The sequence below is a fragment of the Pseudomonas sp. E1BtOHC1 genome, assembly GCF_058744285.1.
This window is the reverse complement of record NZ_CP196023.1, coordinates 1,552,118-1,575,939: the sequence shown is the minus strand read 5'-3', so window position 1 is coordinate 1,575,939 and position 23,822 is coordinate 1,552,118. Positions and strand designations below refer to the sequence as shown.

The following is a 23,822-nucleotide window of genomic DNA, read 5'->3' as shown; positions in this document are numbered from 1 at the left end:
GCGCCCATCATGGACGCCTCTTCGCAGGCTAGCTGCAAATGGGACGGGGGCCCCTCTTCAGTGACAAACGTGAAAGCCGCGCAAAAAAAAACCGCGCCCTCCATCGCAGGGCGCGGCTTTGTGCGGGGGCGGGACGGGCATCACCGGGGATGCCCGGGCCCTCAGGACGACAGGTAGGACGAGCGGGTCAGGCCCAGACGCAAGGCGTCGAGGAACTGGGTGCGCTCGGCGGCGCTGATCTTGGCGCTGGCCACCTTGTCGCGGTAGTGGGTCATCAACTCCTCCGGCGACAGGTGCACGTAGCGCAGCATGTCCTCGATGGTGTCGTGGGTCTCGATCCCGGCGTGGTACACGCTGCCATTGGCCCGCTGGTAGATGTTCACTGAGTCGGTGTCGCCGAACAGGTTGTGCATGTCGCCAAGAATTTCCTGGTAGGCGCCCACCAGGAAGATCCCCAACAGGTAGTCCTCACCCTCATTGAGGCCGTGTACCGGCAGGCTGGTCTCGATGCTCTGCTCGTCGACGTACTGCTTGATCTTGCCGTCGGAGTCGCAGGTCAGGTCCTGCAACACGGCACGGCGCAGGGGCTCTTCGTCGAGACGGTGCAGCGGCAGGATCGGCAGCACCTGGCCGATGGCCCAGGTGTCCGGCAGGCTCTGGAACACCGAGAAGTTGCAGATGTACTTGTCGGCCAGCTTGTCGTTGAGTTCGTCCAGCACCTGGCGGTGGGAACGCTGACGCGCCTTGAGGGAGTTGTGCAGGCGACGGCATACCGCGAAGTAGCACTGCTCGGCCAGGGCTTTTTCGGCCAGGGTCAGCTTGCCGTCGGCATACTGGGCCGCCACGTCGCTCATGTAGTGAGTGGCGCGCCAGTAAGTTTCGGTGACCATCTCGATGTCGGTCGGACCCAGCAGGTCCACCAGCCATTGCACGGTTTCCGGCAGCTCTTCCTTGTTTTCGATCTTCGGCACGTCGTCGTTGTGTTTCTCGACGTCGGTGACCTGCACCACCAGCATGGCGTGGTGGGCAGTCAGGGAACGACCGCTCTCGGAGAAAATGTGCGGATGCGGCAGGTTCTGCGCATCGCAGAATTCCTTGAGCATGCCCACCACCACGCCGGCGTAGTCGTCCATGTCGTAGTTGATCGAGCTGGCATTGCGCGAGTGGGTACCGTCGTAGTCCACGCCGAGGCCGCCACCGACGTCGATGTGGTCCACCGGCAGGCCGAGGTTGCGCAATTCGCCGTAGTAGCGGATGGCTTCCTTGAAGCCGTGCTGGTAGTCCGCCAGGTTGGCGATCTGCGAGCCCATGTGGAAGTGCAGCAGGCGAATGCCCTGGTCCAGGCCGGCGGCGCGGAAACGCTCCACCACCGACAGCAGTTGCGCCGCCGACAGGCCGAACTTGGACTTTTCACCACCGGTGTCGGCCCATTTGCTCGAAGCCAGGGACGACAGGCGTACCCGCAGGCCCACTTGTGGCTTGACCTTGAGGGACGCCGCTTCCTCGATCACCAGGCCCACTTCGGACTCTTTCTCGATGACGATGAACACGTTGTGACCGAGCTTCTGGCCCATCAGCGCCAGGCGGATGAACTCGCGATCCTTGTAGCCGTTGCAAACGATGGTGCCGCCCTTGGGCGCCAGGGCCAGGACCGCCAGCAGCTCCGGCTTGGAGCCGGCTTCCAGGCCAATGGAGACATTCTGGGTAGCGATGATGTTCTCGATCACCGCTTCCTGCTGGTTAACCTTGATCGGGTACAGGGCGGTGTACTTGCTCTGGTATTCCAGGCGGCCGATGTTGGCGTCGAAAGCGCCGGTCAGCTGGCGCACGCGGTCCTGGAGGATGTCCGGGAAGCGCACCAGCAAAGGCAGGGACAAGCCGCTCTTGCGCAGCTCCTCGACTTGTTCGAACAGATCGATGGGCAAACTGCTCGGGCCGTTCGGACGAACTTCGACGCGACCGGCGTCATTGATCGCGAAATACCCGGCCCCCCAATGGCGAATCCCGTAAACACTGCGGCTGTCCGCAACTGTCCATTGGCTGCCATCGTCTTTACGTGTGCGTCGTACGGACATCGAAGTCCCCTATAAAGAAGTCATAGAGCGCCGCCCCAATCCGGGGTCGGCGCAGTCTAAAGAATGAAAATGACGATTAGCCTGCAAGCGCAATAGACCGCGCATGCCGTGCTGAGTTTAGAAACCGTTCATGAACAGGCTCTGTGAAAACCATGGAGACGACGCCAGCGTCCTGAGCCAATCAAGACAGCGTCCAGTCAGAGGTGGTTTTCACAGAGGCTGCTAGCCGCCGGACTTCTTCGCCTTGAAACCGTGCTTGACCAGTTCCGCCAAGAGTAGCTCGACATGGTCACCCTGGATTTCAATGACGCCGTCCTTCAAGGCGCCACCGGTACCACAACGTTTCTTCAACGTCGTGGCAAGCTCCCTGAGGGCGTCTTCGGCCAGGGGCACGCCGGTGATGGTGGTCACCGTCTTGCCGCCACGGCCCTTGCTCTCGCGACGCACGCGGGCAATGCCGTCGCCGGCCGGAATCACGGTTTGTTTGCAGATACAGGCGGCCACCGGCTGGCTACAGTCCGGGCAATGTCGACCTGCGTCGGTGGAAAACACCAGGCCACCAAGGGCGGCGAAGGATGCGGCTTTTTTGGCCACCGGCAATCCTCTTGGGAGGACAAAGACTGGTCGAAGCATATGGCGCTGCCATCGACCGCGAAGCCCCACTCAGGCAGGGGCAGCGCTACTGACCCGGCGCGCTTGCAACAAGCGCCGCCGGTTCAGCTTGAAAAGTCGCGCAGTGTAACGGCAAAAAGCCCGGTTGCTAAGAGCCAATCAGCGTCAATTTATGCAACTTTAACGACGACGCGCCAGATAGCGTTGCAAGGCGGCCAGGGAGTCCGGGCAATAGGGCTTTTCGTGGATTTCCCGCAGCACCTGATCCAGGGGAATGAAGTGCGCTTCCAGGACTTCTTCCGGCTGCAGGCGCAGCGGACCGTCCCACACGGCAGAGAACGCCGAACACCAGAGACGGTTGCCGGTGTCCTCGAAAAAGAAGTGATCATGGGCGGTCAGTTCGACCCCGCTCACCCCCAGCTCCTCTTCCAGCTCCCGGGCGGCGGATTCGGCATAGCTTTCAGTCGCCAGGACCATGCCGCCTGCGGCGACATCCCAATAGCCCGGATAGATGGCCTTGCTCAGGGTGCGCCGGTGCACGCACAGCTCACCGGCGGAATTGAACAGCATGATGTAGGTGCCACGCCCGATCAGGCCGCGCTGGCGCAGCTCCGAGCGGACCATGGCACCCAACAGTTGGTCTTCGCCATCGACCCAGGCAATTTCTTCAGCGTCGGAGGCGGCGCGATGGGCCGCCTCATTGGTGGTTGCAACCATGGATCAGCCTTGATTGAGCAGTTGGCGCAAGTCGATGACCGCCGCGTTGGCCCGGGAAATATAGTTGGCCATGACCAGCGAGTGGTTGGCCAGGACGCCGAAGCCGCTGCCATTGAGAATCATCGGGCTCCAGACCGGCTCCTGGGATGCCTCCAGCTCACGGATGATCTGACGCACACTGACCGTGGCGTTCTTTTTCGCCAGCACGTCGGCGAAGTCCACTTCAATCGCGCGCAGCAGGTGCGACAGCGCCCAGGCCTGGCCACGGGCCTCGTAGAAGACGTTGTCGATCTGCATCCATGGGGTTTCCACCACTTCTTCATCCACCTGCGGACCCTGGCCCGGGGCCGGCACTTCGGTTTTCAGTGCGGTGTTGAGCTTGACCCGGCCCACACTGGCCGACAGCCGTTGGGACAGAGAGCCCAGGCGCGTCCCTACATCACCCAGCCAGTTGTTGAGGTTGTCGGCACGGGCATAGAACTGTGCGGTCTTCTGGTTTGGATCGGAAAGGCGAGCCTGGTAGCGGCTAAGGGAATTGATGCCTTCCTGATACTCCGACTCGCTGGATGGCAGCACCCAGCTCTTGTTGTCGAAGTTGAAGCGCGGTTCGGCCTTGGCCAGGTCGGCGTCTTCAGCGGACTGCGACTGGGAGCGGGCGAAGTCCTTGCGCAAGGCTCGGGTCAGGTCGCGGACCTGGACCAGCACGCCGTATTCCCAGCTTGGCATGTTGTCCATCCACAGGCCCGGTGGAAAACGGTCGTTGGAGATATAGCCACCCGGCTTGTCCAGCAAGGTACCGACCACGGTCTTCAGGGTTTCCACGGTGGTGTAGCCCACCACCATCTGCCGGCCTTCCTTCTCGGCAGCGATCTGGGCGTTCTGCTGGACCGGGAACAGCGCAGGTTCCTGGCTCCAGTACCAGCCCAGGCCGCCAGTGACCAACAGATACAGGCCCAGCAAGGTGGCCAGGGCACGACTGAACAGCAGGCCACCGAAATAGCTGCGTGTCGCCGACTTGGGTTCGGCAGCACGATCCGGCGCGCTGCCTGCGCGATTCTTCCAATCCAGCATGGCTATGTCCTTTCAATCACTTGGGTTCATCGGTTCGACCACAACCCTACTCCATCGTGCCTTGCCTTGACGGGATAAATCTTCCGGCAAATGCGCGCCGCGCAATGATTGCGAATCAGGCGGTCACTATAAATGAAGCACACTCCAGAGCCTATGCGACCAGGCAGTCAGGAACTGAATAACGCCGCTTTGCACATTATTGACGTACGACACTCATGGGATACAAAAGTGGTGCTAGCATAGAGCCACCAGTCGATCTCAGCATGCACCCTAACTAGTAGTCAGGATATGACCGAGCCAGAAGACCCCAGCCGTGAGCGCCTCAAGCACCACTTTGCCCAGCGGGTAATTCATCAGGCACGTCAGATTCTTGAGATATGGCAGCGTCTGCAGCGCAGCGAATGGTCCACCAACGACATGTCGGAACTGTGTGAAGCCAACCTGCGCCTGCTGCGTTTCGCTGAACGCTTCGAACAGCCCGAACATACCCAACTGGCCCGCAGCATCGGCCAATCGCTGGAAGCGGTCGATGCCAATCGCGGTCGCCTGAGCAGCAACCTGATCACCGATCTCAATCGCTTGATGCAGCGCCTGTCGCGCACCGGCCTGCGCCACGGCGACCAGTTGGAACAGACCTTCCTGCCACCGTTGCGCAAACCTATCTACGTGATGTTGCAGGATCACGACCGGGCCGAACGCCTGGCCAAGCAACTGGAATTCTTTGGCCTCACGGCCCAGTCCCTGGACAGCATCGCCGCCTTTCGTTCGTCCATGGTCGAGCGCTTGCCGGCGGCCATCGTCATCGACGTAGACTTCTGCGGCCCCGGCATGGGCCTGACCCTGGCAGCCGAAGCCCAGGTCGGCCTGGAACAGAAACTACCGCTGCTGTTCTTCAGCCTGCATGAAACCGACACCCCGACTCGCCTGGCGGCAGTACGCGCCGGCGGCCAGGAGTTCCTCACCGGCACCCTGGAAGCCTCCAGCCTGCTGGAAAAGATCGAAGTGCTGACCTGCGTCGCCCAGTACGAACCTTATAAAGTGCTGATCATCGACGACTCCCGGGCCCAGGCCCTGCATACCGAGCGCCTGCTCAACAGCGCCGGAATCGTCACCCGCACCCTGATCGAGCCAATCCAGGCCATGGCCGAGCTGGCGGACTTTCAGCCGGACCTGATCATCCTCGACATGTACATGCCGGCCTGCACCGGGACCGAGCTGGCCAAGGTGATCCGCCACAACGACCGCTATGTCAGTGTGCCGATCATCTACCTGTCCGCCGAAGACGACCTGGACAAGCAACTGGACGCCATGAGCGAAGGCGGCGACGACTTCCTCACCAAGCCCATCAAGCCGCGGCACCTGATCACCACCGTGCGCAACCGCGCGGCCCGGGCCCGCAACCTCAAGGCGCGAATGGTCCGTGACAGCCTCACCGGCCTGTACAACCACACCCACATCCTGCAACTGCTGGAAGACTGCAGCTTCCGCGCTCGCCGCGAGAGCAAGCCACTGAGCTTCGCCATGCTCGACATCGACCATTTCAAACGGGTCAATGACAGCCATGGCCACCCCATGGGCGACCGGGTAATCAAGAGCCTGGCCCTGTTCCTCAAGCAGCGCCTGCGCAAGACCGACTTCATCGGCCGCTACGGCGGCGAAGAGTTCGCCATCGTCATGCCCGACACCGATCAGGACGCTGCCTGCAAAGTGCTGGACGAAATCCGCCAGCGCTTTGCCGAGATCCATTACCCGGCCCAGCCCCAGGACCTGTGGTGCACCTTCAGCGCCGGCGTGGTTGAGATGCAGGAAGACTCCGACAGCCTGATGATGGCCAGCCAGGCGGACGAGGCGCTGTACCGCGCCAAGCACAGCGGACGCAACCGGGTGCAGGCCGCACGGCAATCAAGTCAAAGTGCCATCTTTTCATCCGAATCCACAGATTCGGTCATAACCTTGTAATACAAACGCAATAAATTCAGGCGCTTACCATTTTTGCCGTTGGTAGAGCCCTGATGCGCCTGAAGCTGCTGACCAATCTCAATACCCTGCTGTTAGTTGCCGTCTGCCTGGCCCTGGGGGCCACGCTCTGGTGGTCGCAACGAGCCCTGGAACGCCCCTATCTGCTGATGGAGCGCTACCTGGGACTGTCCCAGCAGTTTCAAAACCAGGTGGCGCGCAACATCGAAGACTACCTGGCCAGCGGTGACGCTCTGCGCCTGAGTAGCGCGGCGCAGGCCATCGAGGCCCTGCAAGGCGAACTGACCGAGCTGCCGCCGCAGCTCGCGCAAAGCCTGCGCCCGAGCCTGGCCAGCCTGGACGACTTCAGCAGGACCGACCTGCTGGCCGCGGGCAAGCTGGCCGGCGATCCCCAGGCCCTGCTGTTGCAGGCCGAGCGGGAGCTGGGCGCCAACCTGGAACAGCTCAGCCAGTACGCCAGCAGGACCCAGTCCACAGAAGGCGCCACTTACCTGCCCTTGCTGCTCACCGCTGCACAGCACCTGGGCAAACTGTCCCTGGCCCGGGACAAGCTGGTGAGCAGCGGCCGCAGCGAACTGGCCGCCGATGTCGAACGCGAAGTGAACAATATCAAGGCCCAGGCCGACCGGCTCGAAGCCCTGCCTTTATTAGGGGTAACCGCCAGCAGCGAATCGGGCACCGATGATTTTGCTGCCCTGATGGGCCTGGAAAACACCCAGAAAGCCGCCGCAGAAGACGCCGGCGTCGGCCTCAAGCGCGAACTCCACAGCCTGCTCAACCGTTATCCGGCAGAACTCGAACGCACCCGGCAACAGATCCAGAAACGCGCCGACCTGAGCGCCGCGACCCTGTTGAAGATCACCGCTGTGCGCCAGGCCATCGCCGAGCTGGAACCCGCGGTACGGGCCCAGCACGGCCAGATCCAGGGCGAAGTGCGCTTGATGCAGGGGCTGATGATTGGCCTGATCCTGCTGATCGCCCTGGTCATCGACACCTTGCAGCGCAAGCTGGCCCGAGTCCTGACCAACCTGGCCCCGGCGCTATCGACCTGGGCCGAAGGCGACTTCAGCCGGCCGATCCAGTTGGGCAAGACCAACCGCGAACTGCACGCCATCGAAGAGTCCCTGAACCGCCTTCGAGCCTATCTGGTGGACCTGGTGGGCACCATTCGCCAGAACGCCGAGCAAGTGGCTGGCAGCAGCCGCGCCCTGGCCGACCTCAGCAGCGGCCTGCACAGCGGCGCCGAGCGCCAGGCCGGCGACACCGCCCAGATCCGCGATGCCCTGGGGGAGCTGGAAGCCACCATCCAGCAGGTTGCCGGTGACGCCAGCCAGGCCGCCGATGCCAGCCGCAGCGCTGGCCTTGCGGTGCAACAGGGGCAGAAAGTCATAGGCCTGAGCCTGACCGGGCTGCACGCCCTGGTGGGCGAGGTACAGGGCAACGCGCAAATGATCGAGCACCTGGCCCAGGAGTCCGCCACCATCGGCGGCGTGCTGACAGTGATCCGCTCCATTGCCGAACAGACCAACCTGCTGGCCCTCAACGCCGCCATCGAAGCTGCCCGTGCTGGAGAAATGGGCCGCGGCTTTGCCGTGGTCGCCGAAGAGGTGCGCTCCCTGGCCCAGCGTACCGCCGGGGCCACGGCGCAGATCCAGACCTTGATCGCCGGCCTGCAGACCGCCGCGCAACAATCGGTGCAAGGCATGCGCGCCCAGGTGGAACACGCCGAAGCCACCGCCAGCCAGGCCCAGGCTGCCGACGGCGCCCTGGACGAAATCGTCGGGGCGATCCAGACCATTGCCGACACCGCCGTGCGCATCGCCGACGTCACGGCCCAGCAAAGCGGTGCGGTCAGCGAGATCCGCGATCACAGCGAGCGCATCCATCAACTGGGCGGCGACAACCTGCTGCGCATTGGCGAAGGCCGGGCCCAGGGCGATAACCTGCTGGACCTCGGGGGACAATTGCATACAGCGGTGCAAGCCTTCCGCGTCTAAGCTGTGCATCTGCCCCGGCTTTCCCCGACAAACGCCTGATCATCGGTGAAACGGCTGGCCGGGAGTTCAGTGCTCTTACCCTGCAGGCAAATGACCGGATTTAACTGCTTGGTCACATATTTTGCGCAAACATCGGTCATCGTGCTGGCTATTGCCGAGAACTGGACAGTCATAAAGTCTTTCCGGCATAGTCGCCGGGTTCTGACAACAGCACCCCGATAACAAGGAACAACCGATGGCCACCCTACTGGTTCTTCACGGACCCAACCTGAACCTGCTCGGCACCCGTGAACCGGGGGTCTACGGTGCAACCACCCTGGCCCAGATCAACCAGGATCTGGAGCAGCGGGCCCGTGATGCCGGGCATCATCTGCAGTATCTGCAGAGCAATGCCGAGTACGAATTGATCGAACGTATCCATGCTGCCCGCGATGAAGGCGTGGACTTCATTTTGATCAATCCAGCAGCTTTTACGCATACAAGCGTCGCATTACGTGACGCGCTGCTGGCGGTGAGCATCCCATTCATCGAAGTGCATTTGTCCAACGTGCACAAACGCGAACCTTTCCGCCATCACTCCTACTTCTCCGACGTTGCGGTGGGAGTGATCTGCGGCCTTGGCGCCAGCGGTTACCGACTGGCCCTGGAGGCCGCACTAGAGCAGCTTGAACAACAAGCTAAACGCCCCTGACCGACCCTTGGGAGTTGATGATTCATGGATATCCGTAAAGTTAAGAAACTGATCGAACTGCTGGAAGAGTCCGGCATCGACGAGCTGGAGATCAAGGAAGGCGAAGAGTCCGTACGCATCAGCCGCCACAGCAAGACTCCAGCCCAGCAGTACTACGCACCGGCTCCCGTTGCCGCACCCGTAGCTGCACCTGCCGCAGCCGCACCGGCCGCCGCCGCTCCTGCCGCACCCGCCGCACCTGCGCTGAACGGCACCGTAGCCCGCTCGCCAATGGTCGGTACTTTCTACCGCAAATCTTCGCCTACCTCGCCAGCCTTCGTTGAAGTCGGCCAGAGCGTGAAGAAAGGCGACACCCTGTGCATCGTCGAAGCGATGAAGATGATGAACCACATCGAAGCTGAAACCAGCGGTGTGATCGAATCCATTCTTGTCGAAGACGGCCAGCCGGTTGAGTACGACCAACCGCTGTTCACCATCGTTTGAACCGCGGAGAGTCTTTGATGTTGAAGCCTGCGAAGTTGGAAAAAGTCCTGATCGCCAACCGCGGCGAAATCGCCCTGCGGATCCTGCGTGCCTGCAAGGAAATGGGGATCAAGACCGTCGCCGTCTACTCCAAGGCCGACAAGGAGCTGATGCACCTGGGCCTGGCGGACGAATCCGTCTGCATCGGGCCTGCGCAAGCCGCGCAGTCCTACCTGCACATCCCGGCCATCATCGCGGCCGCTGAAGTCACTGGCGCTACGGCAATCCACCCTGGCTACGGCTTCCTGGCGGAAAACGCCGACTTCGCCGAACAGGTGGAAAACTCCGGCTTCGCCTTCATCGGCCCGAAAGCTGACACCATCCGCCTGATGGGCGACAAGGTTTCCGCCAAGCACGCCATGATCGCGGCCGGTGTTCCTACGGTTCCAGGTTCCGACGGCCCACTGCCGGAAGACGAAGAAACTGCCCTGCGCATTGGCCGTGAAGTCGGCTACCCGGTGATCATCAAGGCCGCTGGCGGCGGCGGTGGTCGCGGCATGCGCGTGGTGCACAAGGAAGAAGACCTGATCGCCTCGGCGAAGCTGACCCGCTCCGAAGCCGGCGCAGCGTTTGGCAACCCGATGGTCTACCTGGAGAAGTTCCTGACCAACCCACGTCACGTGGAAGTTCAGGTGCTGTCCGACGGCCAGGGCAACGCCATCCACCTGGGCGACCGCGACTGCTCGCTGCAGCGTCGTCACCAGAAAGTCCTCGAAGAAGCGCCGGCACCGGGCATCGACGAGACTGCGCGCCAGGAAGTCTTCGCCCGCTGCGTCAAGGCGTGCATCGACATCGGCTACCGCGGTGCCGGTACGTTCGAGTTCCTTTACGAGAACGGCCGCTTCTACTTCATCGAGATGAACACTCGCGTACAGGTAGAGCACCCGGTTTCGGAAATGGTGACCGGTATCGACATCGTCAAGGAGATGCTCAGCATCGCCGCCGGCAACAAGCTGTCGTTCACCCAGGATGACGTGGTTATCCGCGGTCACGCCCTGGAATGCCGGATCAACGCCGAAGACCCGAAAACCTTCATGCCAAGCCCAGGCACGGTCAAGCATTTCCATGCTCCGGGCGGCAACGGCGTGCGCGTCGACTCGCACCTGTACAGCGGTTACGCGGTTCCACCGAACTACGATTCGTTGATCGGCAAGCTGATCACCTACGGGGCGACCCGTGACGAAGCCATGGCGCGCATGCGCAATGCGCTGGACGAAATCGTCGTCGACGGGATCAAGACCAACATCCCGCTGCACCGCGATCTGACCCGTGACGAAGGCTTCTGCAAAGGGGGCGTGAACATTCACTACCTCGAGCACAAGCTGGCCGAGCAACACTGATCGGTACTCGCCACACCGACAAGGCCGCTTTCGAGCGGCCTTGTCGCATCCGCCCCCACAGCCCTGTAGGAGCGAGCTTGCTCGCGAACCGCGCAGCGGCCATTCCCTGATCAACCGCCACCGCGACCAAGCACTCGGCATCCCCCCTCGCTCCTGCGGGTCGTCTCGCGTAAACTTGCGCGCTTCTCGCGGCCCGCTAGGCTGCACATCACATATTTTCAAAGGTGCCCGCCATGCCTTGGCTGCAAGTCCGTCTCGCCATCAGCCCAGAACAAGCCGAAACCTATGAAGACGCTTTTCTTGAAGTCGGTGCCGTCTCGGTCACCTTTATGGACGCCGAGGATCAGCCGATCTTCGAACCCGAACTGAACACCACCCCGCTGTGGTCCCACACTCACTTGCTGGCCCTGTTCGAGGGCGGCACCGAAGCCGCCAGCGTGCTCGCTCACCTGGAACTGCTGACCGGCAGCCCGCTGCCCGAGCACCATAGCGAAGTCATCGAGGACCAGGACTGGGAACGCAGCTGGATGGACAACTTCCAGCCGATGCGTTTCGGCCAGCGCCTGTGGATAGTTCCAAGCTGGCACGCTGCACCGGAGCCTGACGCGGTCAACCTGCTGCTAGACCCGGGCCTGGCCTTCGGCACCGGCACCCACCCGACCACCGCGCTGTGCCTGGAGTGGCTGGACGGCCAGGACCTGAAGGACTGCAACGTGCTGGACTTCGGTTGCGGCTCGGGAATCCTCGCCATCGCAGCCCTGTTGCTGGGCGCCAAGCAAGCGGTCGGCACCGATATCGACGTGCAGGCACTGGAAGCCTCCCGCGACAACGCCGGGCGCAACGGTATTGCCGACGAACTGTTCCCACTGTACCTGCCCGAGCAACTGCCCCAGGTCCAGGCCGATGTGCTGGTGGCCAACATCCTGGCCGGCCCGCTGGTCTCCCTGGCCCCGCAGCTGTCGGGCCTGGTGAAGTCCGGAGGACGCCTGGCACTCTCTGGCATCCTCGCCGAACAAGGTGAGGAAGTGGCTGCCGCCTATGCCCAGGACTTCGATCTGGACCCGATCGCCACCCTCGATGGCTGGGTGCGCATCACCGGCCGTCGGCGCTAGAATGGCCGCCTGCATAATCCGGATGGCCGCATGACCGACAGTTTCGTCACCCAATGCCCGCATTGCCAAACCAGGTTCCGTGTCAGCCATGCTCAGTTGAGCGTGGCTCGCGGGGTGGTTCGCTGCGGCTCCTGCCTGCAGGTGTTCAACGCCGCGCGGCAGTTGCTTGAGCAGCGCGCCGCCAAGGAAAGCGCAACATCCAGGCCGGCGGCGAAACCGGCAACCGCGCCTGCGGTAGCAGCGACGCCAAAACCCGAACAGCAGCCCGCCCCCGTACCTACGCCTGCGGCGGCACCTCCCCAGCGCGCCATCAGCCAGAAACAATGGTCGGCTGCCGAAATGGACCTGGATCACCTGGACCTCGACGAGGAATTGGCCAAGCTCGAGCAGCGGGAGATTCAGCCGGCCAAGGCCTTTGGCCAGGAACGCGAACACCAGGAAGACAGCCTCAGCGCCCGTCGCGACCCTCAGGACGCCGATGAAGCCCACTGGCCCGACGGCCTGTTCGGCAGCGCCGGCGAGCACGACGAGTCAGAGCCGGCCCCCCTCAAGGCCCAGGCACATCAGGACGACGTTGAACCCGAGCCGGCCCGCCCCAGCCGCACCGAGCCGTCGCTGTCCTTCAACCTGGCGGATCTGGATGACGAACCAAAGGCGCCGAAACTGCGCCAGGACGACGACCTGGAACCCTTCGAGGCCCAGGCTCACACAGACGCCGCCGAACACGACGAACCATCACCAGCCGCCACCCCCGGCAAGAAACGCCGCGAACGCAGCGAGCCCGGAGTCCAGGAAGATGTACTGCTGGACCTTGTGGACGACCCAATCCACCTCGATTGGCAGAAACGCCGCTCCCCCTGGGGCCGGCGCCTGCTCTGGCTGCTGCTGATCCTGCTGGCCGCCGGCGGCCTGGCGGGACAATACATCGCGTATCACTTCGACGAGCTCGCACGCCAGGATCAGTACCGCCCGTGGTTCCAGGAGTTGTGCCCGGAATTTGGCTGTACGGTACCGTCCCGCGTGGATATCGCCCGAATCAAGAGCAGCAACCTGGTGGTGCGCAGCCACCCGGAATTCAGCGGAGCACTGGTGGTGGACGCCATCATCTATAACCGCGCGCCCTTCTCCCAACCCTTCCCACTGCTGGAGCTGCGCTTCGCCGACCTCAACGGCCATCTGATTGCCAGCCGCAGCTTCAAACCCGGGGAATATCTGGGCGGCGAGATGCAGGATGTGGCGGAAATGCCGCCGCAGACGCCGATTCACATCGCCCTGGATATTCTCGACCCCGGACCGAAAGCCGTGAACTACAGTCTGAGTTTCCACTCGCCCGAGTGAATCGGCTGATCAGACTAACGGACAACTCTGGATTGACGACAGATTTATGACTGCATCGCTCAGATTGATCCCCGGGCGATAACGGAAGAACTGTTCAGATTTTATCCAATTCAGCCTTTATCCAGTCATCGAGAGCGGGTATCATGCCAACCCTTTTTCGAACTCTCATGATCCGGCCCCACAACAGGGAAGTCCTATGTCGGCGGTACGCATCGGCCCATATACATTGCACAACGGCTTGATTCTCGCCCCGATGGCGGGTGTCACCGACCAGCCCTTTCGTCAGCTTTGCAAGCAGTTGGGCGCGGGCCTTGTAGTCTCGGAAATGGTCACCAGCGACATGAGCTTGTGGAACAGCCGCAAATCGCGGTTGCGCATGATCCACGAAGGCGATCCCGAGCCACGCTCGGTACAGATTGCCGGTGGCGATGCACAGATGCTGGCAGACGCCGCCCGCGCCAACGTCGAGTTGGGCGCACAGATTATTGATATCAACATGGGTTGTCCGGCGAAGAAGGTCTGCAACAAGGCTGCCGGTTCCGCATTGCTGAAAGACGAAGCCCTGGTCAACGAGATTCTCCAGGCGGTGGTGGCCGCGGTGGACGTACCGGTCACCCTGAAGATCCGCACCGGCTGGGACCGGCAGAACAAGAACGGCCTGACGGTGGCGAAGATCGCCGAGCAGGCGGGCATCACGGCACTGGCGGTCCACGGTCGGACCCGGGCCGATCTGTACACCGGTGAAGCCGAGTACGACACCATTGCCGCGATCAAGCAGGCGGTGTCGATTCCGGTCTTTGCCAACGGCGACATCGACTCGCCCGAGAAGGCCCGGCAGGTATTGCACGCCACCGGGGCCGACGGGTTGTTGATCGGCCGGGCCGCCCAGGGGCGGCCATGGATTTTTCGTGAAATCGAACACTACCTGCGTACCGGTGAAACCCTCCCGGCACCGGAGCTGTTCGAAGTGGAACGTATTCTGCTAGAGCACCTGGCCGCGCTGCATGCCTTCTATGGGGAGGTCATGGGCGTCCGCATTGCGCGCAAGCATGTGGGCTGGTATCTCGCAACCCTGCCGGGCGCCAGGGAGTTTCGCGCCCACTTCAATCGTTTGGAAGATACGGAAGCACAATGCGCCAACGTTCGTGAGTTCTTTGCCGGACGTTACAAGAGCCTGGAAACAGGGGACGGAGAGGGGGTGGCCGCATGACGATGATGACCGAGACTTTAGTGAGTGGAACTACACCCGTGAGCGACAACGTGAATTTGAAACAGCACCTCAATACACCCAGCGAAGAAGGCCAGACCCTTCGCGGGAGTGTCGAGAAGGCGCTGCACAATTATTTCGCCCACCTTGAGGGCGCTGCCGTCACGGACGTGTACAACCTGGTGCTCTCCGAAGTCGAGGCTCCGTTGCTCGAAAGCGTGATGAACTACGTCAAGGGCAACCAGACCAAGGCCAGCGAACTCCTGGGCCTGAACCGCGGCACCCTGCGCAAGAAACTCAAGCAGTACGATTTGTTGTAAGCATTCAATCAAACCAGAAAGGCGCCCGCGTAAAAAACGGTCGCCTTTTTTGCTGACTCCTTTGCTTTTGATGGAAATTGAGATGACCGACCAGACTATCCGCCTGCCGATCCGCCGCGCCTTGATCAGTGTTTCCGACAAGACCGGGATCCTCGAATTCGCCAAGGAGCTGGAAGCCCTCGGTGTGGAGATCCTCTCCACCGGCGGGACCTTCAAACTGCTGCAGGACAACGGCGTGGCCGCAGTGGAAGTCGCGGATTACACCGGTTTCGCGGAAATGATGGACGGTCGGGTCAAGACCCTGCACCCGAAAATCCACGGCGGTATCCTCGGTCGTCGCGGTATCGACGACGCCATCATGAACGAGCACGGGATCAAGCCCATCGATCTGGTAGCGGTCAACCTCTACCCCTTCGAAGCCACCATTTCCAAGCCCGGCTGCGACCTGCCGACCGCCATCGAGAACATCGATATCGGCGGCCCGACCATGGTCCGCTCGGCGGCCAAGAACCATAAGGACGTGGCCATCGTGGTCAACGCCAGCGACTACGCCGGCATCCTGGAAAGCCTCAAGGCCGGCGGCCTGACCTACGCCCAGCGGTTCGACCTGATGCTCAAGGCCTTCGAACACACCGCCGCCTACGACGGCATGATCGCCAACTACATGGGCACCGTGAACCAGGCTGCCGAGACCCTCAGCACAGAAGGTCGCAGCGAATTCCCGCGCACCTTCAACAGCCAGTTCATCAAGGCCCAGGAAATGCGCTACGGCGAGAACCCGCACCAGAGCGCGGCGTTCTACGTGGAAGCCAAGCCTGCCGAAGTCGGCATCGCCACCGCCACCCAACTGCAAGGCAAGGAGCTGTCCTACAACAACGTAGCCGACACCGACGCGGCCCTGGAATGCGTGAAGAGCTTCGTCAAGCCGGCCTGCGTCATCGTCAAGCACGCCAACCCCTGTGGCGTGGCGGTGAGCCCGGACGCTGAAGGCGGCATCCGCCAGGCCTACGAACTGGCCTACGCCACCGACACCGAATCGGCCTTCGGCGGCATCATCGCCTTCAACCGCGAACTGGATGCAGCCACCGCCAAGGCCATCGTCGAGCGTCAGTTCGTCGAAGTGATCATTGCCCCGAGCGTCAGTGAAGAAGCCCGCGCCATCGTCGCCGCCAAGGCCAATGTGCGCCTGCTGGCCTGCGGCGAGTGGTCGGCAGACCGCGTACCGGCCTGGGACTACAAGCGCGTCAACGGTGGCCTGCTGGTGCAGAGCCGCGACATCGGCATGATCGGTGCCGACGACCTGAAAGTAGTGACCAAGCGCGCCCCGACCGAACAGGAAGTCCACGACCTGATCTTTGCCTGGAAAGTCGCCAAATTCGTCAAGTCCAACGCCATCGTCTACGCCAAGAACCGCCAGACCATCGGTGTCGGCGCCGGCCAGATGAGCCGCGTGAACTCGGCGCGGATCGCCGCCATCAAGGCCGAGCACGCCGGTTTGCAAGTAGCGGGCTCGGTAATGGCCTCTGACGCGTTCTTCCCGTTCCGCGACGGCCTGGACAACGCCGCCAAGGTCGGCATCACCGCGGTGATCCAGCCCGGTGGCTCGATGCGTGACAACGAAGTGATTGCCGCAGCCGACGAAGCGGGCATTGCCATGGTCTTCACCGGCATGCGCCACTTCCGTCACTGATACGACAACGGTCGCACTGACACCGGCATCTGCTGCGTTGGAGCCCACCTCGATGATGCTCATTGCCAACAGGCAACTGCGCTCATCGAGGTGGGCTCCGCCTTGCATCTAGCACTGTCATTGCAACCTCCTGAGGCGTGCAGCTCTTCAGGTTCCAAAACAGAATTAGCGTCATCCGAGGTTTTTGAAATGAATGTACTGATCATTGGTAGCGGCGGTCGTGAACACGCTCTGGCCTGGAAAGTCGCTCAGGACCCACGGGTTCAGAAAGTGTTTGTCGCCCCGGGCAACGCCGGTACCGCCATCGAAGCCAAGTGCGAGAACGTCGCCATTGACGTCCTGGCCCTGGAACAGTTGGCGGATTTCGCCGAGAAAAACGTCTCCCTGACCATCGTCGGTCCAGAAGTGCCGCTGGTGGCCGGCGTGGTGGATCTGTTCCGCTCCCGTGGCCTGGACTGCTTCGGCCCAACCGCCGGCGCCGCGCAGCTGGAAGGTTCGAAAGCCTTCACCAAGGACTTCCTCGCACGCCACAAGATCCCGACTGCCGACTACCAGAACTTCACCGAGATCGAGCCGGCCCTGGCCTATCTGCAGGAAAAAGGTGCGCCGATCGTGATCAAGGCCGACGGCCTGGCCGCCGGCAAAGGCGTGATCGTCGCCATGACCCTGGCCGAAGCCGAGGAAGCCGTGCGCGACATGCTCGCTGGCAATGCCTTCGGTGATGCCGGTTCCCGCGTCGTCATCGAGGAGTTCCTCGACGGCGAGGAAGCCAGCTTCATCGTCATGGTCGATGGCAAGAACGTGCTGCCCATGGCCACCAGCCAGGACCACAAACGCGTCGGCGACGGCGACACTGGCCCCAATACCGGTGGCATGGGCGCTTACTCGCCGGCACCGGTGGTCACTTCCGAAGTGCACCAGCGGGTGATGGATCTGGTGATCTGGCCCACCGTGCGCGGCATGGCCGAGGAAGGCAACGTCTACACCGGCTTCCTCTATGCCGGCCTGATGATCGACAAGGCTGGCAACCCGAAAGTCATCGAGTTCAACTGCCGCTTCGGCGACCCGGAAACCCAGCCGGTGATGCTGCGCCTGCAATCGAGCCTGGTGCTGTTGGTGGAAGCCGCCCTGGCCCAGGCCCTGGACAAGGTCGAAGCCCAGTGGGACCCACGCCCAAGCCTGGGCATCGTCCTGGCCGCCGGCGGCTATCCTGGTGACTATGCCAAGGGCGCGGCCATCACTGGCCTGGACGCCGCCGCTGCACTGGAAGGCAAGGTGTTCCACGCCGGCACCGCACTCAAGGACGGTCAGGTCGTGACTTCCGGCGGCCGGGTACTCTGCGCCACCGCCATGGGCGACAGCGTCGATGCAGCCCAGCAGCAAGCCTACCGCCTGGCGGCCAAGATCGACTGGCAGGGCTGCTTCTACCGCAACGACATCGGCTACCGTGCCATTGCTCGTGAGCGCGGCCAGGAGTAAAGCTGCCAGTGCCCCCCGGCAAGGGCCTTGCGCCCTTGCCGTGCGGTCATTACGCCGCGCATAGTTATAATCAGGCATCAACCAATGAAGGGATTTCGCCGTGCGCTGGCTCAGGACTGCCCTAGGCTTCACCGTCACATTGCTGACCCTGCTCTGCTTGAATTCGGCCCTGGCCGCTCAAGGCAGTGGCTGGGCGGTTTTGCTCGACGAACAGGCCGACCTGCAGCTCAGTGACATCCGCTCCCCGCGCTACACCAACCAGTTCAGCCCCATCGAGCTGGACAAGCTGACCGCTGCCGAACCCGATGGCGCCCTGTGGTTGCGCTTCAAGCTCCAACCGGGGACCCACGAGCAGATCCTGCGGATCTTTGCCCCCGACCTGTCCCACCTGAATCTCTACGTGCTCGACGGCGACAAGCTGATCGAACAAGTGAACACCGGCTCCAGCCAGTCGCAAGCCCAAAAGCCCCTGCCCAGCAGCGACTTCATACTGCCACTGCCGCAAAGTGCCAAGCCGCTGGACGTCTATCTGCGCCTGGTGTCCGAACATGAACTGCGTCCCTACATCACCCTGCAATCGGCAGTGATGGGCGCCGCCGACCAGAGCCAGACGCTGATCTACGGCCTGTTGTTCGGCTGCCTGGCGATGCTGATCCTGCACAACCTCACCCGCTTCGCCTACACCCGATCACGCAGCAGCCTGTGGCTGGCAGCCTGTGAGGGCCTGCTGACCCTCAGCCTGCTGATGCTGCTGAACCTGTTCGGTCCCTGGCTGCCGGACTGGCAAGCGCTGCAGACTCCGGGCGCCTATGTGGCCCTGCTGCTGACCGCGCCCTGCGGGATGATGTTCGCCTACCGGTTCTTTGCGCCACTGGGTCCGCACCCGCTGAACCGCCTGCTGCTGGGCAATATCCTGCTGATCGGCCTGTTCGGTCTGTTGCTGCTGTTCGTCAGCACCCTGCCGCTGAACATCATCACCTACGGCCTGGTGGCCCTGGCCGGCCTGAGCATGCTGTTCGTCGGCGGCTACCACTGGCACAAGGGCTACCGTCCGGCTCGGCTGTTCGTGACCGCCATGGTGATTTTCAACCTCGGCACCCTGGTGATACTTCCGGCGCTGCTGGGCCTGACCCTGGTGGCGCCGCAAGGGCTGATCGTCACCCTGCTGAGCGTGGTGTGCATCGCCGGGCTGCTGATGAGCATTGCCCTGGGCGAGCGCCAGCGCAACATCACCGAGAACCGCTTCAGCGTCAGCCGCGACCTGGCCGCCAGCACCGCCGAGGTCAATGCCAAGGCCGAGTTCCTGGCCAAGATCAGCCACGAGATCCGTACGCCGATGAACGGCGTGCTGGGCATGACCGAGCTGTTGCTGGGCACCCCTCTGTCGGTCAAGCAGCGCGACTACGTGCAGACCATCCACAGTGCCGGCAACGAGCTGCTGACCCTGATCAACGAGATCCTCGACATCTCCAAGCTGGAATCCGGGCAGATCGAACTGGACGACGTGCAGTTCGACCTCAACGCCCTGATCGAGGATTGCCTGAGTATCTTCCGGGCCAAGGCCGAGCAGCAGAACGTCGAGCTGATCAGCTTTATCCAGCCCCAGGTGCCTCGGGTCATCAGCGGTGATCCGACACGCCTGCGCCAGGCCCTGCTGAGCCTCCTGGAAAACGCCCTGAAGAAGACCGACGAAGGCGAAGTGCTGATCGTCGTCGCCCTCGACGAACGCAGCAGCAAGCCGCGCCTGCGCATTGCCGTACAAGACAGCGGCCAGCCCATGGATACCGAAGAGCGCGAGGCGCTGCTGCACACCGAGCTGCACAGCAAGAACTTCCTCGCCACCACCCGCCTGGGCGGCAACCTGGGCCTGGTGATCGCCCGTCAGCTGATCCTGCTGATGCACGGCGAATTCGGCATCAAGAGCGGCACCAACCAGGGCAGCACCCTGTGGCTGACCCTGCCCCTGGACGCCGAGCGCCTGGAGCATCCCACCGCCGACCTCGACGGTCCCTTGCAGGGCGCACGGGTGCTGGTGGTGGACGACAACGACACCTGCCGCAAGGTCCTGGTGCAGCAATGCAGCGCCTGGGGCCTGAACGTCAGTGCCGTGCCTTCGGGCAAGGAAGCCCTGGCCCTGCTGCGGACCAAGGCGCACCTGCGGGACTACTTCGACGTGGTGCTGCTGGACCAGAACATGCCCGGCATGACCGGCATGCAACTGGCGGCGAAGATCAAGGAAGACCCAAGCCTGAACCACGACATCCTGCTGATCATGCTCACCGGCATCAGCAACGCGCCCAGCAAGGTGATTGCGCGCAATGCCGGGATCAAGCGCATCCTCGCCAAGCCGGTGGCCGGCTACACCCTCAAGACCACCCTGGCCGACGAGCTCAACCAGCGTGACAAGGCGCCCGCCGCCCCCTACAACATGCCCCTGAGCCCGACACCCGGCCCGGCGCCGGTCACTGTGCCCAGCGACTTCAGCATTCTGGTGGCCGAGGACAACAGCATCTCCACCAAGGTCATCCGCGGCATGCTGGGCAAGCTCAACCTGCAACCCGACACCGCCAGCAACGGCGAGGAGGCCCTGCAGGCAATGAAGGCCAAGCGCTACGACCTGGTGCTGATGGACTGCGAAATGCCGGTGCTCGACGGCTTCTCCGCCACCCAGCAGTTGCGGGCCTGGGAGGTCGGCAACCAACGGGTGCGCACCCCGGTGGTGGCGCTGACCGCGCACATCCTCGCCGAGCACAAGGAGCGCGCGCGCCAGGCCGGCATGGACGGGCACATGGCCAAGCCAGTGGAGCTGTCGCAACTGCGCGAGCTGGTGGAACACTGGGTCACCCAGCGCGACCTGCGCGAGCGCAGCGCCGCACACACCAGTTGAGCCGACAGCCTCTGCAGCGCCTGTTAAACTCTGGCTCGCCCTCCCTAGTCGTGAGCTCCTGCCATGCTCCACGTGCTGTTCAGCGTTTACCTGAAGATGCTGGTGCTCTATAGCCCGTTCTTCGTCCTCTCGTGCTTCATCAGCCTGACCCGGGGCTACTCCTCCAAGGAACGCCGACGCCTGGCCTGGAAAGTCGCCCTGGCCACCCTGGTCTCCAGCATCTTGCTGTACCTGTTCGGGCGGGTGATCTTCAGCGTATTCGGCATCACCGTGGATGCCTTCCGCATCGGCGCGGGCAGTGTGCTGTTCATCTCGGCCCTGGGCATGGCCCAGGGCAAGTCGGCTGTACAGACCGACAACGTGCAGCAGGACGTGACCATCGTACCGTTGACCATTCCCCTGACCGTAGGCCCGGGCACCATCGGCGCCCTGCTGGTGATGGGGGTCAGCCAGCCCCACTGGGACGACAAGCTCACCGCCATCCTCAGCATCGCCCTGGCCAGCCTCACCGTGGGCGTGGTGCTGTACCTGTCCAACCGCATCGAACGCATCCTCGGCGACCAGGGATTGCAGATCGTCAGCCGGCTGATGGGACTGTTCGTCTGTGCCCTGGCGGCGCAAATCATCTTCACCGGAGTCAGGGGCTACCTGGTGCCTTAGGTCCGCCAGACAATACTCAAATCAAGCGACAGGCAACGCAATGCAGACTCTTCAACGACCCACCGGCACTGGGCCCGCTCCAGCGCGCGCCCAGTGCCTTGCACAGATCGGGCGCGGCCTGGCCTGCCTGCTGGCCGGGCTCCTGCTCATGCCCCTCCCGACGCTGGCAGCCGAATCGCCCCAGGCCAAGCTCGAGGCCTGGCTGAACCAGACCAGTGAATCCAGTGAGCGCTTTGGCGACTTTAAGGTGTACCACCGCCGGGACGGCAGCAGCCCCCGGGAAATCACCTACAAGGGCCAACTCTATCGGCCGCTGAACGCCTGGCAGATCACCGATGTAAAACCCACCGGGGCGACCCAGGGCGGACAGCCCGTACTGCTGGCCACCACCATCGAGTGGATGGGGGTCGGCACCGTGCTGATCGCGGTGCAGAACGACACGCCGCTGGCCCGCATCCTCAGCCCGGTCAAAAGTCGCGACGAGCCCGACTGGGGCCAGCCACAGCTCGGGCGCAACGACCTGCTGCTGTTCCCCGAGGGCGCACGCGCCCTGGTGCCCTCCACCGGGCAAGTCCTGTGGTTCGATGAGCGATTGCCCGGCTGGGGTTTCTCCCACTACGCCATGTTGGTGTCCGTGTCGCCGGACAATCGCAGCGCCGCATTTCTGGGCAAGGAAGGGCTGCTGCTCAGCTCGGCGGAACAGGGGGTGTATGCCCAACTGCCGATCAGCAAGGAGATGAATCTGAGCCAGCTCTGGCCACTGTTCAACCAAGCCGGCGCCCGTGCGCGAAAGGCCCTGGACGAAGGCCGGCGCATTGACCAGGGGCGCCTGCATCATGCCTTGCAGGTGGATTGGGTGGGCCGGCAGTTCAGCTGGCAGCAGGTGCAAGGAACCTGGCAACTCAAAGGCCTGGGGCTGACCTCCAGCCCTCTGAAGAGGGAGCATTGAGTGATGACCGTTTTACGCCCAGGGCCCACTCGACACCTGCTGCAACTGACCGCGGCCATTGTGCTGGGCGGTTGCGCCAGCCATGGTGCCGAGCAACCCAGCGATATTCGCACCGAAGACGCCAAGGCGGCAGAAGCAGTGCTGGAGCTTCAGGTCAGCTTCGCCAAGGCGCCGGACTACAAGCCCGAAACCTCCGGCCCCTATGCGTACAGCCAGTACGTGAAGATCGAAGGCGCACCGACGCTGCAGATCCCGTTCTACCAAAAGGGCATCGGCTTCGAGCTGGGCGTGGTCGGTGACCCACGGGCGTTGCTTGCCCTGCCCTACCCCTCGCCCAAGGCCGACTCCGCGAGTAACACCTTGCGGGTCGTCGGCCAGCAGCTGGACAGCACCCACTACCGCTTTGTGGTGTTGCCGCTGTCGGGCTGGAACAGCCTCGACAGTTTCGAGGTGGCCTTCGCCCACAACGGCCGGCGCGAAGCCATGACCTTCACCTACAGCACGCAAGTGGCCTGCAATAGCAGCTTCGCGGTGACGACGCCGACCTATGGTTTCGCCCTGTCGGTGGCGGCACGCTTCCCCAAGGGATCGGGCTGCCTCAAAGCCTGCGATGCACGCCCGGAGTACGCCGGGCAATGCGCTTACAATTCCGGTTTCCGACAAGTCTCGAACCTGTAGAAAACCCTTCCAGCAGGAGCAGGAACCGCACCATGCCCTACAGCGCCGACGCTGCCTTTATCCAGGAACAATGGCAGAACGAATACTTCCCTCGGGAAAACACTCTGACCCTGAACACGGGTTTTTACTGCCTGTTCGACCTGCCCCACCAACATCCCCGGCTGATCAACAAAGTCTGGATGCCAGCCTTGGATTACCCCCGCCAGGATGAGCCCGGTTTTGTCATGCCCTTGGGATTTTCCGCCGACGGCCCACAACCCTTTTACGCCACAGGCGGCGAGACGGCGGCCTTTGGCGGCGACGGCTTCCTGTCATTGCAGGAAAAGGATTCGGACACTCTGATCTGGTTGATCGTGCTCAGTGAGACCAACCCCTTCAACCGTGTAGACATCCAGGGCCAGTACCTGTGTGCCGAATCCACATCCGGAGTCAGGGTACGAGTTCCCATCGAGCGGCCCGATCAGCTGACCCTGACCTGGCCCTGAACCGCGCCTTCAACA

19 protein-coding genes and 1 pseudogene are annotated in these 23,822 nt (G+C 62.8%); 16 read left to right on the top strand and 4 right to left on the bottom strand.

Annotation, left to right across the window (positions count from 1 at the left end; all coding sequences use genetic code 11):
• Positions 1-161: 161 nt before the first annotated feature.
• The 4 genes from speA to ACSSVC_RS07180 form a co-directional block, all read right to left on the bottom strand.
• Complete coding sequence (speA, locus tag ACSSVC_RS07195) at positions 162-2,075, bottom strand: arginine decarboxylase (RefSeq protein WP_053148866.1); 1,914 nt, start codon at positions 2,073-2,075, stop codon at positions 162-164.
• A 222-nt stretch (positions 2,076-2,297) separates the two neighbouring features.
• Positions 2,298-2,669, bottom strand: coding sequence for a translation initiation factor Sui1 (locus ACSSVC_RS07190; RefSeq protein WP_346636306.1), 372 nt, complete (start codon positions 2,667-2,669; stop codon positions 2,298-2,300).
• Positions 2,670-2,867: 198 nt separating this feature from the next.
• Positions 2,868-3,404, bottom strand: a complete 537-nt coding sequence (locus ACSSVC_RS07185) for an NUDIX hydrolase (RefSeq protein WP_346636307.1) — start codon at positions 3,402-3,404, stop codon at positions 2,868-2,870.
• 3 nt (positions 3,405-3,407) lie between these two features.
• Positions 3,408-4,475: a DUF2333 family protein gene (locus ACSSVC_RS07180; protein ID WP_123726007.1), complete on the bottom strand. Its 1,068-nt coding sequence runs from the start codon at positions 4,473-4,475 to the stop codon at positions 3,408-3,410.
• A gap of 288 nt (positions 4,476-4,763) precedes the next feature.
• On the opposite strand from ACSSVC_RS07180, the gene ACSSVC_RS07175 reads away from it, so the two are divergent.
• From ACSSVC_RS07175 to ACSSVC_RS07100, 16 genes and pseudogenes are all read left to right on the top strand, one after another.
• On the top strand, positions 4,764-6,434 hold the full coding sequence (locus tag ACSSVC_RS07175) for a diguanylate cyclase (RefSeq protein WP_404938162.1): 1,671 nt from the start codon (positions 4,764-4,766) through the stop codon (positions 6,432-6,434).
• A gap of 1,499 nt (positions 6,435-7,933) precedes the next feature.
• A pseudogene (locus ACSSVC_RS07170) lies at positions 7,934-8,449 on the top strand (methyl-accepting chemotaxis protein); the annotation flags it as partial.
• A 235-nt stretch (positions 8,450-8,684) separates the two neighbouring features.
• Entirely contained in the window at positions 8,685-9,140 is a 456-nt protein-coding gene (gene aroQ / locus ACSSVC_RS07165) for a type II 3-dehydroquinate dehydratase (RefSeq protein WP_025130565.1), read from the top strand.
• A gap of 24 nt (positions 9,141-9,164) precedes the next feature.
• A complete protein-coding gene (gene accB / locus ACSSVC_RS07160) occupies positions 9,165-9,623 on the top strand; it encodes an acetyl-CoA carboxylase biotin carboxyl carrier protein (protein WP_011059041.1) in 459 nt (152 codons plus the stop codon).
• A 17-nt stretch (positions 9,624-9,640) separates the two neighbouring features.
• Positions 9,641-11,002: an acetyl-CoA carboxylase biotin carboxylase subunit gene (gene accC / locus ACSSVC_RS07155; protein ID WP_123726009.1), complete on the top strand. Its 1,362-nt coding sequence runs from the start codon at positions 9,641-9,643 to the stop codon at positions 11,000-11,002.
• A gap of 233 nt (positions 11,003-11,235) precedes the next feature.
• Positions 11,236-12,114: a 50S ribosomal protein L11 methyltransferase gene (prmA, locus tag ACSSVC_RS07150; protein WP_102862993.1), complete on the top strand. Its 879-nt coding sequence runs from the start codon at positions 11,236-11,238 to the stop codon at positions 12,112-12,114.
• Between the two features lie 30 nt (positions 12,115-12,144).
• Positions 12,145-13,452 carry a DUF3426 domain-containing protein gene (locus ACSSVC_RS07145; protein WP_346636310.1) on the top strand — a complete coding sequence of 436 codons (1,308 nt, stop codon included), beginning with the start codon at positions 12,145-12,147 and terminating at the stop codon, positions 13,450-13,452.
• 196 nt (positions 13,453-13,648) lie between these two features.
• The gene (gene dusB, locus ACSSVC_RS07140; protein WP_346636311.1) at positions 13,649-14,662 is read left to right on the top strand and encodes a tRNA dihydrouridine synthase DusB; all 1,014 of its coding nucleotides are present in this window, start codon (positions 13,649-13,651) and stop codon (positions 14,660-14,662) included.
• Positions 14,659-14,979: a DNA-binding transcriptional regulator Fis gene (fis, locus tag ACSSVC_RS07135; RefSeq protein ID WP_003186237.1), complete on the top strand. Its 321-nt coding sequence runs from the start codon at positions 14,659-14,661 to the stop codon at positions 14,977-14,979. The genes dusB and fis overlap by 4 nt, the downstream gene beginning before the upstream one ends.
• A gap of 82 nt (positions 14,980-15,061) precedes the next feature.
• Positions 15,062-16,669 carry a bifunctional phosphoribosylaminoimidazolecarboxamide formyltransferase/IMP cyclohydrolase gene (gene purH, locus ACSSVC_RS07130; protein WP_446439485.1) on the top strand — a complete coding sequence of 536 codons (1,608 nt, stop codon included), beginning with the start codon at positions 15,062-15,064 and terminating at the stop codon, positions 16,667-16,669.
• Between the two features lie 189 nt (positions 16,670-16,858).
• Entirely contained in the window at positions 16,859-18,148 is a 1,290-nt protein-coding gene (gene purD, locus ACSSVC_RS07125; RefSeq protein WP_346636313.1) for a phosphoribosylamine--glycine ligase, read from the top strand.
• A 100-nt stretch (positions 18,149-18,248) separates the two neighbouring features.
• Positions 18,249-21,035 (top strand): hybrid sensor histidine kinase/response regulator, encoded by a 2,787-nt coding sequence (locus tag ACSSVC_RS07120; RefSeq protein WP_346636314.1) that lies wholly within the window; start codon positions 18,249-18,251, stop codon positions 21,033-21,035.
• 63 nt (positions 21,036-21,098) lie between these two features.
• A complete protein-coding gene (locus ACSSVC_RS07115; RefSeq protein ID WP_123723472.1) occupies positions 21,099-21,695 on the top strand; it encodes a MarC family protein in 597 nt (198 codons plus the stop codon).
• Between the two features lie 148 nt (positions 21,696-21,843).
• A complete protein-coding gene (locus ACSSVC_RS07110; RefSeq protein ID WP_492612114.1) occupies positions 21,844-22,644 on the top strand; it encodes a hypothetical protein in 801 nt (266 codons plus the stop codon).
• Between the two features lie 3 nt (positions 22,645-22,647).
• Positions 22,648-23,322, top strand: coding sequence for a hypothetical protein (locus ACSSVC_RS07105; protein WP_346636316.1), 675 nt, complete (start codon positions 22,648-22,650; stop codon positions 23,320-23,322).
• Positions 23,323-23,354: 32 nt separating this feature from the next.
• A complete protein-coding gene (locus ACSSVC_RS07100; RefSeq protein WP_346636317.1) occupies positions 23,355-23,807 on the top strand; it encodes a hypothetical protein in 453 nt (150 codons plus the stop codon).
• Positions 23,808-23,822: the final 15 nt, after the last annotated feature.

What these genes read in the sequence shown, in the direction of transcription:
- speA (WP_053148866.1), bottom strand. Translation starts at nt 2,075, where the DNA reads ATGTCCGTACGACGCACACGTAAAGACGATGGCAGCCAATGGACAGTT.
- ACSSVC_RS07185 (WP_346636307.1), bottom strand. Translation starts at nt 3,404, where the DNA reads ATGGTTGCAACCACCAATGAGGCGGCCCATCGCGCCGCCTCCGACGCT.
- ACSSVC_RS07180 (WP_123726007.1), bottom strand. Translation starts at nt 4,475, where the DNA reads ATGCTGGATTGGAAGAATCGCGCAGGCAGCGCGCCGGATCGTGCTGCC.
- ACSSVC_RS07175 (WP_404938162.1), top strand. Translation starts at nt 4,764, where the DNA reads ATGACCGAGCCAGAAGACCCCAGCCGTGAGCGCCTCAAGCACCACTTT.
- aroQ (WP_025130565.1), top strand. Translation starts at nt 8,685, where the DNA reads ATGGCCACCCTACTGGTTCTTCACGGACCCAACCTGAACCTGCTCGGC.
- accB (WP_011059041.1), top strand. Translation starts at nt 9,165, where the DNA reads ATGGATATCCGTAAAGTTAAGAAACTGATCGAACTGCTGGAAGAGTCC.
- accC (WP_123726009.1), top strand. Translation starts at nt 9,641, where the DNA reads ATGTTGAAGCCTGCGAAGTTGGAAAAAGTCCTGATCGCCAACCGCGGC.
- prmA (WP_102862993.1), top strand. Translation starts at nt 11,236, where the DNA reads ATGCCTTGGCTGCAAGTCCGTCTCGCCATCAGCCCAGAACAAGCCGAA.
- ACSSVC_RS07145 (WP_346636310.1), top strand. Translation starts at nt 12,145, where the DNA reads ATGACCGACAGTTTCGTCACCCAATGCCCGCATTGCCAAACCAGGTTC.
- dusB (WP_346636311.1), top strand. Translation starts at nt 13,649, where the DNA reads ATGTCGGCGGTACGCATCGGCCCATATACATTGCACAACGGCTTGATT.
- fis (WP_003186237.1), top strand. Translation starts at nt 14,659, where the DNA reads ATGACGATGATGACCGAGACTTTAGTGAGTGGAACTACACCCGTGAGC.
- purH (WP_446439485.1), top strand. Translation starts at nt 15,062, where the DNA reads ATGACCGACCAGACTATCCGCCTGCCGATCCGCCGCGCCTTGATCAGT.
- purD (WP_346636313.1), top strand. Translation starts at nt 16,859, where the DNA reads ATGAATGTACTGATCATTGGTAGCGGCGGTCGTGAACACGCTCTGGCC.
- ACSSVC_RS07115 (WP_123723472.1), top strand. Translation starts at nt 21,099, where the DNA reads ATGCTCCACGTGCTGTTCAGCGTTTACCTGAAGATGCTGGTGCTCTAT.
- ACSSVC_RS07110 (WP_492612114.1), top strand. Translation starts at nt 21,844, where the DNA reads ATGCCCCTCCCGACGCTGGCAGCCGAATCGCCCCAGGCCAAGCTCGAG.
- ACSSVC_RS07105 (WP_346636316.1), top strand. Translation starts at nt 22,648, where the DNA reads ATGACCGTTTTACGCCCAGGGCCCACTCGACACCTGCTGCAACTGACC.
- ACSSVC_RS07100 (WP_346636317.1), top strand. Translation starts at nt 23,355, where the DNA reads ATGCCCTACAGCGCCGACGCTGCCTTTATCCAGGAACAATGGCAGAAC.